7 protein-coding genes and 1 tRNA gene are annotated in these 12,267 nt (G+C 75.3%); all 8 read left to right on the top strand.

Annotated features, from left to right (window positions below; translation table 11 throughout):
- The first annotated feature begins 139 nt into the window (after positions 1 to 139).
- Positions 140 to 2,401, top strand: a complete 2,262-nt coding sequence (locus ACI795_RS01895) for a sodium-translocating pyrophosphatase (protein ID WP_457073428.1) — start codon at positions 140 to 142, stop codon at positions 2,399 to 2,401.
- A 106-nt stretch (positions 2,402 to 2,507) separates the two neighbouring features.
- Positions 2,508 to 2,843, top strand: coding sequence for a hypothetical protein (locus ACI795_RS01890; RefSeq protein ID WP_457073427.1), 336 nt, complete (start codon positions 2,508 to 2,510; stop codon positions 2,841 to 2,843).
- Positions 2,840 to 4,384: an alpha/beta hydrolase gene (locus ACI795_RS01885; protein WP_457073426.1), complete on the top strand. Its 1,545-nt coding sequence runs from the start codon at positions 2,840 to 2,842 to the stop codon at positions 4,382 to 4,384. Before ACI795_RS01890 ends, ACI795_RS01885 begins: the two co-directional genes overlap by 4 nt.
- Before the next feature lie 221 nt (positions 4,385 to 4,605).
- Positions 4,606 to 7,452: a type I DNA topoisomerase gene (topA, locus tag ACI795_RS01880; RefSeq protein WP_457073423.1), complete on the top strand. Its 2,847-nt coding sequence runs from the start codon at positions 4,606 to 4,608 to the stop codon at positions 7,450 to 7,452.
- 14 nt (positions 7,453 to 7,466) lie between these two features.
- The gene (locus ACI795_RS01875) at positions 7,467 to 8,210 is read left to right on the top strand and encodes a class I SAM-dependent methyltransferase (protein ID WP_457073422.1); all 744 of its coding nucleotides are present in this window, start codon (positions 7,467 to 7,469) and stop codon (positions 8,208 to 8,210) included.
- A gap of 195 nt (positions 8,211 to 8,405) precedes the next feature.
- Positions 8,406 to 10,724, top strand: a complete 2,319-nt coding sequence (gene tmk / locus ACI795_RS01870) for a dTMP kinase (RefSeq protein WP_457073421.1) — start codon at positions 8,406 to 8,408, stop codon at positions 10,722 to 10,724.
- A gap of 83 nt (positions 10,725 to 10,807) precedes the next feature.
- Positions 10,808 to 11,983, top strand: coding sequence for a DNA polymerase III subunit delta' (locus ACI795_RS01865; protein ID WP_457073419.1), 1,176 nt, complete (start codon positions 10,808 to 10,810; stop codon positions 11,981 to 11,983).
- A 59-nt stretch (positions 11,984 to 12,042) separates the two neighbouring features.
- Positions 12,043 to 12,115 (top strand) — tRNA-Thr (locus ACI795_RS01860).
- The last annotated feature ends 152 nt before the right edge of the window (positions 12,116 to 12,267 follow it).

Here is a 12,267-nt window from a genome sequence, read left to right as displayed (position 1 = left end):
CGGGAGTGTGCACCAGATCACGAAGGCTCTGGTGGAACCGACCGGGCTGCGGCACAGTGCGTGCCACGCCGGGACCCTCCCCGAGCGCGAGCCCGGGGGTGGCCGGCCGGTGCGCGCCCACCTCGCCGCGGAGGCCCCCATGCCCGACGCCGACCTGTCCGGAGGAGACCTCGCCCTGGTGGCGGCCGTGCTCCTCGTCTCCCTCGCCGCGCTGGCCTTCGCCGCCTGGCTGGTCCGGGCGGTGCTCGCCGCCGACCAGGGCACGGCGTCGATGCAGGAGATCGCGAAGGCGATCCAGGAGGGAGCCGTGGCCTTCCTGCGTCGCCAGTTCCGCACGCTGGCGGTCTTCGCGGTCATCGTGTTCCTGCTGCTGCTGCTCCTGCCGGTCACCGACGGCGGGCTGGGCACCCGGGTGGGCCGGGCGGTGTTCTTCCTCGTCGGGGCAGCCTTCTCCGCCAGCGTCGGCTTCATCGGCATGACCCTGGCCACCCGCGGGAACGTGCGGGTCGCCGCCGCCGCGGCCGCCGGGGGGCACCGCCCCGCCTTCCGCATCGCGTACCGCACCGGCGGCGTCTGCGGGATGATCACCGTCGGACTGGGCCTGTTCGGCGCCGCGCTGGCGCTGCTGCTGTTCCAGGAGACCGCCCCGGTGGTGCTCGAGGGCTTCGGCTTCGGCGGAGCCCTGCTGGCGATGTTCATGCGGGTCGGTGGTGGCATCTTCACCAAGGCCGCCGACGTCGGCGCGGACCTGGTCGGCAAGGTGGAGGCCGGCATCCCCGAGGACGACCCGCGCAACGCCGCGACCATCGCCGACAACGTGGGCGACAACGTCGGTGACTGCGCGGGCATGGCCGCCGACCTGTTCGAGTCCTACGCGGTCACGCTGGTCGCCGCGCTCATCCTCGGCCAGGTCTTCCTCGGCCCGGTCGGCATGGTCTTCCCCCTGGTGGTCGCGGCCATCGGGGTGATCGCCTCCATGGTCGGCATCCTGACCAGCAACCCCCGCAGGGGCGACCGGTCCTGGATGGCCCCGGTCAACCGGGGCTTCTTCACCTCCGCGGCCGTCTCGCTGGCGCTGGTGGCGGTCGCGTCCTTCACCGTGCTGCCGGCCCTGTCGGGCGGGCTGGCCGTGCCGGTCAGCCCGCAGGTGCTCGGGTTCCTGTCGGTGCTGGTCGGGATCGTGCTGGCCGCCGCGATCCAGCAGCTCACCGGGTACTTCACCGAGACCTCCCGGCGCCCGGTGAAGGACGTGGGCCGCAGCTCCCTGACCGGCCCGGCCACCGTCATCCTCTCCGGCATCTCGCTGGGCCTGGAGTCGGCGGTCTACGCGGCGCTGCTGATCGGCGCCGCGGTCTACGGGGCGTTCCTCATCGGCGGGGCCGCCGCCCTCTATGCCGTCGCGCTGGCCGGCTGCGGCCTGCTCACCACCGCAGGCGTCATCGTCTCGATGGACACCTTCGGGCCGGTGAGCGACAACGCGCAGGGCATCGCGGAGATGTCCGGTGACATCGACGAGGACGGCGCCCGGGTGCTCACCGACCTCGACGCGGTCGGCAACACCACCAAGGCGATCACCAAGGGCATCGCGATCGCCACCGCCGTGCTGGCCGCCACCGCGCTGTTCGGCTCCTACAACGCGAGCATCGTCGATGCGCTGGACGACGCCGGGACAGCCCTGGGTGACGCCTTCACCCTGGTCTCCCCGAACAACGTCGTCGGGGCGGTCATCGGCGCCGCCGTCGTCTTCCTCTTCTCCGGGCTGGCGATCAACGCCGTCTCCCGGGCGGCCGGGCGGGTGGTGTTCGAGGTGCGCGAGCAGTTCCGCACCCACCCCGGGATCATGGCCGGCACCGAGCGCCCCGACTACGGCCGCGTCGTCGACATCTGCACCCGTGACTCGCTGCGTGAGCTGACCACCCCCGGGCTGCTGGCGGTGCTCGCGCCGGTCGCCGTCGGCTTCGGCCTCGGGTTCGGCCCGCTGGCCGCCTACCTGGTCGGGGCCATCGCCACCGGCACGCTGATGGCGGTCTTCCTCGCCAACTCCGGCGGTGCCTGGGACAACGCCAAGAAGATGGTGGAGGACGGTGCCCACGGCGGGAAGGGCAGCGAGGCGCACGCCGCCACCGTCATCGGCGACACCGTGGGCGACCCGTTCAAGGACACCGCCGGGCCGGCCATCAACCCGCTGATCAAGGTGATGAACCTGGTGGCCCTGCTCATCGCCCCGGCCGTCGTCGCCCTCTCGGTCGGGGAGGCGGAGAACACCACGGTGCGGGTGCTCATCGCGCTGGGCGCCACCCTCGTCATCGTCGCCGCCGTGGTGGTCAGCAAGCGCCGTTCGGTCGTCGTCGGCGGGGAGAGCGACACCGCCTCGTCCACGCTGAGCGCCAGCGCCCCCTGATGTGGACGACGCCGTCGGGTGTGGACGACGGCGCCCGCCGCGCCCACTCCGCCGCCCACCCTCGTCGAGCCGGCCCCACCGGGGCCGCACGAGCGAGGGAGGGCGGATGTCCGGACTGGTCTCGGTCCAGCTGGACGCACTCGGACTGCTGCGCGTCGAGCTGTCCGGGCTGGGTGCCGAGCTGGCGGACGACGCCGAGCTGGGCGCTGCCACCGGGAGGTCGCTGGCCACGGCACTGCCCGGCCCGGTCGGGGTGGCGGCGGCGACGGCCGGGGTCCGGTGCGCGGAGCTGGCCGGCGCCCTCGCCGACCGGACGACGGCGGTGGCCGCGGCGCTCGACGCCGCGATCAGCGCCTACCGGGCGGCCGACGCCGGACTGGCCGGGCAGCTGGCCGCCGCCCCGCCGCCGGACCTCCCCGGCGGCCCGCGGGTGCCGCGGTGAGCGCGCCCGTGCTCCAGCAGCTGGCCCGCTGGGACCTGCCCCAGCTGCGCGGCTGCGTGGGCACCCTCGCGCTGGTCGCCGACCGGCTGACGCCCTGGCGGGCGAGGCTGGACGCCGTGGGGCGGCAGCTCGGCAGCGCCGAGTGCTGGTCGGGCGAGGCCGGGACGGCGGCGGCCGGCGCCCTGGTGGAGCTGTCCGGGGTGGCCACCGGCGTCGGCTCCCGCGTCGACGACGCCCTGACCGCGCTGCACCGGCTGGTCGGCGCCGCCACCGACGCGGCCGAGTGCGCCGCCCGCGCGCTCGCCGTCGCCGGCGGGGCCGGGCTGGTGCTCGACGACGACGGCCGGGTCACCGGGCTGCCCCCGCACCCGCACCCGGCGATGGCGCCGGACCAGGCGGCGGCGCTCGCCGACCGGAGGGCCGCCGCGGACTGCGCCGCCGCGCTCGCCGCCGGTCTGGCCGAGGAGGCGCGGGCCGCGGAGGAGCGGGCGCTCGCCGCCGCCGTGGCGGCGGGCGATGCGCTGGCCGGCCTGGCCGCCGCTCCCGGGCCGGTCGCCTTCCCCGACCTCCTGCCGCAGCTGGTGACCGGGGCGCCGGTCCCCGCCCCCGCGCCGCCCCGGGGCGGGCCGCTGGCCGCCGCCGACTGGTGGGCCGGGCTGAGTGCTCCCGTCCAGCTGGCCGTGATCGCCGCCCACCCCGGTGCCGTGGGCGCGCTCGACGGGCTGCCGGCCTGGGCCCGCGACCGGGCCAACCGGTCGCAGCTGCAGACGGCGCTGGCCGTCCTGCCGCCCGGCGAGGCCCGGCAGGCCGCCACCGCGGTCGCCGCGCAGCTGGAGCTCGCGGACGCCGGCCCGGTGCCGGTGCAGCTGCTGGTCCTCGACCCGGCGCAGGGGCTGGCGGCGCTGTCGCTCGGTGACCTGGACGCTGCCCAGGCGGTGGCGGTCCTCGTGCCCGGCATCCTCACCACGGTCGCCGACGACCTCGACGGCCTGGTCGGCGCCGCCGCGGGCGTGCTGTCCGCCGCGACCGGTGCAGCGCCGGGGCTGGCCGTGGCGGCAGTGGCCTGGCTGGGGTACCGCACCCCCGGGCTGCTCGGGGCGCTGCAGCCGGTCACCGCCGTGCACGCCGGGCGGGTGCTGGACCGGACGCTGGACGGGCTGGCCGCGGCCCGTGGCGGCCCGGGCACGCCGCCGGCGCCGCGCACCACGGTCGTGGCGCACAGCTACGGCACCCTGGTCACCGGCCAGGCCGCGCGGGCGCCGGGCCGGCTCGCCGCGGACGCCGTCGTCCTGCTGGGCAGCCCCGGCACCGGGGTGGGCCGGGCGTCCCGGCTGGAGGCCGAGGAGGTCTACGGGGCCTGGACGCCGGTCGACCTGGTCAGCCTCAGCGGGTACTACGGGCCCAGCCCGGCCGACCTGGGGTTCGGCGACGTCCCGCTGCCCACCGATCCCGGCCAGGGGCACACCGAGTACCACGACCCGGACCGCCCCACCCTGGCCGCCGTCGGCGCGGTCGTCGCCGGGGCCGGGCCGGCCCGGTGACCCGGCGGCGTCGAGTCCGCACGCGGAGGTCCCGGCTCCCCGGGAACTGCAGCCCGCGCCGACCGTTGACCGGGCAGCGGCGCGCCCGGATCGGCTCGCCGCCCGGCCGGGTGTCCGGGTGGTGGCCTACCGTGGCGCCTGCCGAACGGGTGCAGGTCCGCCTGCCCCGTGTGCACCGGGCGGGAGCCCGGCGCCTGCACCAGCACCCTGACAGGAGTCCCGTGCCGCCCTCCAAGACCACGAAGTCCGCCACCAGCACCGGTGCCCGTGCGCCGCGCAAGCGCGCTGCAGCCGCCGGATCCCGGCCACTGGTCATCGTGGAGTCGCCCACCAAGGCGAACAAGATCGCCGGGTACCTGGGTGGCGAGTACGTGGTGGAGGCCAGCGTGGGGCACATCCGCGACCTGCCACGCAACGCCGCCGACGTGCCGGCCGCGCACAAGGGGGAGCCCTGGGCGCGCCTCGGGGTGGACGTCGACCACGGGTTCGAGCCGCTCTACGTGGTCAGCCCCGACCGCAAGCAGCAGGTCACCCGCCTGAAGCAGCTGGTCAAGGAGGCCAGCGAGATCTACCTGGCCACCGATGAGGACCGCGAGGGCGAGGCGATCGCCTGGCACCTGATCGACACGCTGAAGCCCACCGTGCCGATCCGCCGGATGGTGTTCCACGAGATCACCCGCGAGGCGATCGCGCGTGCCGTGGCCAACCCCCGCGAGCTGGACACCGCCCTGGTCGACGCCCAGGAGACCCGCCGCATCCTCGACCGGCTCTACGGCTACGAGGTCTCCCCGGTGCTGTGGAAGAAGGTCCTCCCGAAGCTGTCGGCGGGCCGCGTGCAGTCGGTCGCCACCCGGATCGTGGTCGAGCGCGAGCGGGCGCGGATGCGGTTCACCGCCGCGGACTACTGGAGCCTGGACGGCGTCTTCGAGGTCGCCGAGCGGCGTGCGGAGGCCGACGCGGGGGAGCCGACGACCCTGCGCGCCCGGCTGGTCACCGTCGACGACAGCCGGGTCGCCACCGGCAAGGACTTCGACGCCGACACCGGCAGCGTGACCAGCGACGTCGTCCACCTCGACGAGGCGGGCGCGCGTGGCCTCGCCGCGCGGCTGGAGGGCCGGCCGGTCACCGTCAGCCGGGTCGACGAGCGCGACTACACCCGCAAGCCCTACGCGCCCTTCATCACCTCCAGCCTGCAGATGGAGGCCGGCCGCAAGTTCGGCTGGTCCTCCGCGCAGGTGATGCGCGTGGCCCAGCGGCTGTACGAGAACGGCCACATCACCTACATGCGGACCGACTCGACCAACCTGTCCAACGAGGCGATCACCGCCGCCCGCCGGCAGGCTGCCGAGCTGTACGGCGACGCCTACGTGCCGGCCGAGCCGCGCCGCTACGCCACCAAGGCGAAGGGCGCCCAGGAGGCGCACGAGGCGATCCGCCCGGCCGGTGACTCCTTCCGCACGCCCGGCCAGCTCGCCGGGCAGCTGGCCCGCGACGAGTTCCGGCTCTACGAGCTGATCTGGCAGCGCACCATCGCCTCCCAGATGGCCAACGCCGTGGGCAAGACGCTGAGCATCCGGCTCGCCGGCAGCTCGAGCACCGGCGAGGCCGTCGAGTTCACCGCCTCCGGGCGGACCATCACCTTCCCCGGCTTCCTGCGCGCCTACGTCGAGGGCAAGGACGAGGGGGCCGGCAACGACGACGCCGAGGCCGACGACAGCGAGCGCCGGCTGCCCCGGGTCGAACGGGGGCAGCGGCTGGACACCCGGGAGCTGGACCCCAAGGGGCACACCACCAGCCCGCCGGCCCGCTACACCGAGCCGAGCCTCACCGCGCGGCTGCAGGAGCTGGAGATCGGCCGGCCGTCGACCTACGCGTCGATCATGCAGACGATCCAGGACCGCGGCTACGTCTGGAAGAAGGGCTCGGCGCTGGTGCCGTCCTTCATCGCCTTCGCCGTGGTCAACCTGCTCGAGCAGCACTTCGGCCAGCTGGTCGACTACGACTTCACCGCCTCGCTGGAACGCGAGCTCGACGAGATCGCCGCCGGCCAGCTCGGCCGGGTCGACTGGCTCACCGAGTTCTACTTCGGTGGCGAGGGTCAGCACGCCGGCGGGATCGGCGCCTCCGGTGGGCTGAAGTCCGTCGTCGGCCAGCGGCTGGAGGAGATCGACGCCCGCGGCGTCAACTCCATCCCGCTGCGGGCGGTGGCGCCCAACGGCGACCCGGTGGTCGTCCGGGTCGGCCGCTACGGGCCGTACCTGCAGGCCGGTGGCGACGACGGCGCCCGGGTGAGCATCCCCGAGGACATCGCCCCCGACGAGCTGACCAGCGAGAAGGTCGCCGAGCTGCTCGACGCCCCGAGCTCGGACCGGGAGCTCGGCATCGACCCGGAGTCCGGGTTCCCGGTGGCGGTGAAGGCCGGCCGCTACGGCCCCTACGTCACCACGCTGGTGCCCGAGGGCAGCAAGGAGCAGCCGCGCACCGCGAGCCTGTTCAAGTCGATGACGCCGGAGACGGTCACCCTCGAGCAGGCGCTGCGGTTGCTGACCCTGCCGCGGACGATCGGCACGGACGCCGACGGTGAGGAGATCCAGGCGCTCAACGGCCGCTACGGGCCCTACATCAAGAAGGGCACCGACTCCCGGTCGCTGGAGAGCGAGGACGCGCTCTTCACCATCACCCTCGACGAGGCGCTGGCGATCTTCGCCCAGCCCAAGCAGCGCGGCCGCGCCGCGGCGAAGGCCCCGCTCAAGGAGCTGGGCGCCGACCCGGTCAGCCAGGGGCTGGTCACGGTACGGGAGGGCCGCTTCGGTCCCTACGTCACCGACGGTGAGGTCAACGCCAGCCTGCGCAAGGGCGACGAGGTCGAGACGATCACCCTCGAGCGTGCCGCCGAGCTGCTCGCCGACCGCCGCGAGCGGGCGCCGGTGAAGAAGAAGGCGGCGAAGAAGACGGCGGCCAAGAAGGCGCCGGCGAAGAAGACAGCCAAGGCGGCCGCGAAGAAGACGACGAAGAAGGCCGCTCCGGCAGCCGCCGACGTCGCCGAGCCGGTCTCCGCGACCAGCTGAGCCGGGGCAGCGCGGTGGAGGGCTGGGACCAGCGCCGGACGTCGTTCGGCGCGGTCGCCGCCGAGTACGCCGCGCTGCGCCCGTCCTACCCGCCCGACGCGGTCGCCTTCCTGCTCGGTGACCGGCCGCGTCGGGTGCTCGACCTGGGCGCCGGCACGGGGCTGCTCACCGACGTCCTGCTGGCCGCTGGCCACGAGGTGGTCGCCGTCGACCCGAGCGAGGGGATGCTCGACCAGCTGCGCGCCCGGCTGCCCGGGGTGGCCACCGCCCTCGGGGGCGCCGAGCAGGTCCCGCTGCCCGACGCCAGCGTCGACGCCGTCGTCGCCGGGCAGGCCGCGCACTGGTTCGACGTCGGCCCGGCGGCGGCGGAGCTGCGCCGGGTGCTCCGACCCGGCGGGGTGGTCGGCTTCGTCTGGAACACCCGCGACGAGCGGGTGCCGTGGGTCGCGGCGCTGGGGCGGCTGCTCGCCGCCGAGGCCCGTGGGCACGAGGCCGACCAGGGGGTCGTCGAGCAGTTCGCCACCGCCCTGCCGGCCGACGTCGCGGTCGCGGACTCCGGGATCGGGCAGCAGGTCACCCCTGAGGAGGTGGTGGCCGGGATCGGCACCCGCAGCTACGCGGCCACCATGGACGCCGCCCACCGGGCGGAGTTCCTCGACCGGGTGCGGGAGCTGCTGGACCGGCACCCCGACACGCGCGGCCGGCCGGTGCTCCAGCTGCCCTACGCCACGCGGGCGTACCGGCTCACCCCGCGCTGACGCGCGGGAGATCGCCCGTCCGGGTCCGGAACCGGACCGTCCCGTCGTCCTCGACCGGTACGGTGACCCCGCCGCCCGTGGCCTGACGGCCACCCGCTCCTCTCACCCCCGGGGGTCTCGATCAGCTCCGACCCGGACGGGCCGTCTGCGCACGGGCCGTCAGCAGACCACCGGCCGGGTGCCGGTCCCGCCGCCGTGCCCGGTGCCGGATCCGGCGGGGTGGTCGGCAGCCCGCCGGCCGCCGGCGAGCCGCGTGCGGTCCCCGCCGACGGACTCGCCGCGGCAGGCACGCCGACGCCCGACGGCGCCGGGGTGCCGCTGGCCGGGCTGCCCGAGCGCCCCTGGCGCGCCGAGCACGAGGCCTCCGGGGCCGAGCCCGGCAGGGACACCGCCCAGGAGACGGCCGGCAGCGGGGACGAGGCGGGCGGGGACGGCGCGGTCGGCATCGGCTCCCGGATCCGCGCCGTGCTGCGGGTGCGCGACTTCCGCAAGCTCTGGATGTCCACCGCGCTGTCCAGCTTCGGCGACTGGCTGGGCCTGCTCGCGATCTCCTCGACCGCCTACTCGCTGCTCGACGGCTACGCGGCCAACTTCGCGGTCGGTGGCGTCCTCGCCTTCCGCTTGCTGCCGGCCATCGTGCTCGGCCCGCTGGCCGGCGCCTTCGCCGACCGCTTCGACCGGCGCAAGACCATGGTCGTCTCCGACGTCCTGCGCTTCGGGCTCTTCGCCTCCATCCCGCTCGTCGGTGACCTGGTGTGGCTGTTCATCGCCCAGTTCCTGATCGAGGCGATCAGCCTGTTCTGGATCCCGGCCAAGGACGCCGCGGTCCCCAACATGGTCCGGAAGGACCAGCTGGAGGCGGCCAACCAGCTCTCCCTGGTCACCACCTACGGCCTCACCCCGGTGCTGGCCGGAGTGGTGATGGCGGTCCTGACCGCCGCGGGCGGACTGAGCGAGCTCATCCCCGGTGTGGACGAGGCCGACCTGGCCCTCTACCTCAACGCGCTGACCTTCCTGGTCGCCGCGGTCGTCATCTGGAACCTGCCCTCGATCAGCGGCCGACGAGCCGAGGGCACCCAGGTCACCGGCGACGGTTTCCTCAGGTCGCTCAAGGAGGGCTTCTCCTTCGCCGGGCACACGCCCCTGGTCCGCGGGCTGGTCGTCGGCATCACCGGGGCGTTCGTCGCCGCAGGCGTCGTGATCGCCACCGCGCAGGCGTTCGTCATGTCCATGGGAGGCGGGACCGCCGCCTACGGCCTGCTGTTCGGTGCCGTGTTCGTCGGGCTGGGGCTGGGCATCGCGGTCGGTCCGAGCGTGGCCCGCGACCTGCCCCGGGAACGGCTCTTCGGGATCATGATCGTCGGTGCCGGCATCGCAGTCGCGCTGCTGGCCTCGACCTTCACCCTGTGGCTCGCGCTTTTCCTGGTCGTGCTCATGGGCTTCTTCGCCGGCATCGCCTACCTGGCCGGCTTCACCCTGCTGGGCACCGAGGTCGAGGACGCGATCCGCGGGCGCACCTTCGCGCTGGTGCAGTCCCTGGTGCGTGCGGCGCTCATCCTGTCCCTCGCCGTCGCACCGTTCGGGGTGGGGTTCATCGCCCGGCACACGGTCAGCCTCGGGCCGGTGGCGCTGACGGTGACCGGGGAGCGGCTGATGCTCCTGCTCGCCGGCCTGCTCGCTGTCGGCGTCGGCCTGGTCGCCTACCGGCAGATGGACGACGGTCGCCCGATGCCGCTGATCGCCGACGTGGTCACCGCGCTGCGCCGGGACACCACCGCGCGCCGCCGGCTGGCCGGGGGCGGCGTGCTCATCGCCTTCGAGGGCGGCGAGGGCGCCGGCAAGTCCACCCAGGTGCGCCGCCTCCACGAGTGGCTGACCGAGGAGGGCCTGGGCGCCCGCACGACCCTCGAGCCGGGTGGGACGCCGTCCGGCGGGCGGATCCGCTCGATCCTGCTCGACCCGGCCAGCTCCGGGCTCTCCCCGCGCTCGGAAGCGCTGCTCTACGCCGCCGACCGGGCGCAGCACGTGCACGACGTCCTCCGGCCGGCGCTCGACGCCGGTGAGGTGGTCATCACCGACCGGTTCGTCGACAGCTCGCTGGCCTACCAGGGCGCGGGGCGCACCATCCCGATGGACGACGTCCGGTCGATCTCCCGCTGGGCGACCCAGGGCCTGCAGCCCGACCTCACCGTGCTGCTGGACCTGCCCCCGGAGATCGGGCTCGCCCGGGCCCGCGGCCGGGCAGCCGCCGACCGGATGGAGTCGGAGTCGCTGGAGTTCCACCAGCGGGTCCGGCAGACCTTCCTCGCCCTGGCCGAGGCCGAGCCGGACCGCTACCTGGTGCTCGACGCCCGGCAGTCGCCCGACGAGCTGGCCGCCGCGATCCGCCGGCGGGTTAGCGTGCTGCTGGAGGGGCTGCCGCTGCAGCAGCCGGCCAAGCTCCCCACGCCGCGGGGTCGCCGGGGCAACGAGCACGGCGTGCAGACGGGTGCCACCCCCCAGTTGCACCCGTGAAGGACCCCGCTGCCCCCCACGCCTCGCACGCTCGGCGCGGGCCCCTGCAGCGGGGCCGGCACTGAGTGAGGCAAGGTGACCACGTGAGCGCTACCGGGGTCTGGGCCGACGTCGTCGGTCAGCCCGCGGTCGTCGCGGAGCTGCAGGCCGCGATCGCCAACCCCGCGGCGATGACGCACGCCTGGCTGTTCACCGGCCCGCCCGGCTCGGGGCGCTCGGTGGCTGCGCGTGCGTTCGCCGCCGCCCTCCAGTGCCCCGCCGGCGGTGACGGCACCTGCCACGAGTGCCGCACGGTGCTCGCCGGCAGCCACGCCGACGTCCACCGGGTCGTGCCCGAGGGCCTGTCCATCGGGGTCGCCGAGGTGCGCCAGATCGTCCGCACCGCCGGCCGGGCGCCGTCCCGGGGCCGGTGGCAGGTGGTCGTCGTCGAGGACGCCGACCGGATGACCGAGCAGGCGTCGAACACCGTGCTGAAGATGCTCGAGGAGCCGCCGCCGCGCACGGTCTTCCTGCTGTGCGCCCCCTCGCTGCACCCCGACGACGTGCCGGTCACCATCCGCTCCCGGTGCCGGGTGGTCGCGCTGCGCACCCCGCGGGTCGACGCGGTCGCGGAGGTGCTCACCCGCCGCGACGGCATCGACCCGGCGCTGGCCGCCTGGTCGGCGGCGGCCGCAGGCGGGCACGTCGGCCGCGCCCGGCACCTGGCCCGCGAGGAGTCGGCCCGGCTGGCGCGCAAGGCGGTCCTGGACATCCCGCTGTCGCTGGTCTCGCTGGCCGCGTGCCTCAACGCCGCCGACGACCTGGTGGCCGCGGCGAAGGAGGAGTCCGACCGGACCACGACCGAGGTCGACGCCGCGGAGACCGATGCGGTGAAGGCCAGCCTCGGCGTCGGGGCCCGCGGACCCGGGGTGGCGGCCGCCAGCCGGGGCGCCGGTCAGCTCAAGGAGCTGGAGAAGCGGCAGAAGTCCCGGGCGACCCGGCTGGGCCGGGACTCGCTGGACCGCGCGCTGGTCGATCTCGCCGCCCTCTACCGGGACGCGCTGGTGGTCAGCTCCGCCGGGGGAGCGGCCGACCCGGGGGTCCCGCTGGCGCACCCGGACCGGCGCGCCGACGCGGTGGAGCTGGCCCGGCGGATCGGCGCGGACGGCGCGCTGCGGCGCATCGACGCCGTGCTGGCCGCCCGCACGGCCCTGGAGCAGAACGTCAAGCCGCAGATCGCGGTGGAGGCCCTGACGGTGGCGCTGCGGCTGCCGGGATGACCCACCGGGGGCTGCGCAGCGCCGGTGCACCGGTGCCGTAAGCTCTCCGACGCACGCCCGCCGCCTTAGCTCAGTCGGTAGAGCATCTCACTCGTAATGAGAAGGTCGTCGGTTCGATTCCGACAGGCGGCTCTCCAGCTCCCTCGCCGGGACGGTCGTTCGCCCGGCACCCCACCCGCGCCCCGCTCCCGGCGGTCGTCCGGTCCTGCGCCACGAGACGCAGACGGCGGCACACCCGGTGGGTGCGCCGCCGTCTGCGTGCGTGCTCGGCGATCCGGCCGGAG

This window comes from Modestobacter sp. SYSU DS0290, assembly GCF_054050955.1.
This window is presented reverse-complemented; position numbering and strand designations above follow the sequence as displayed.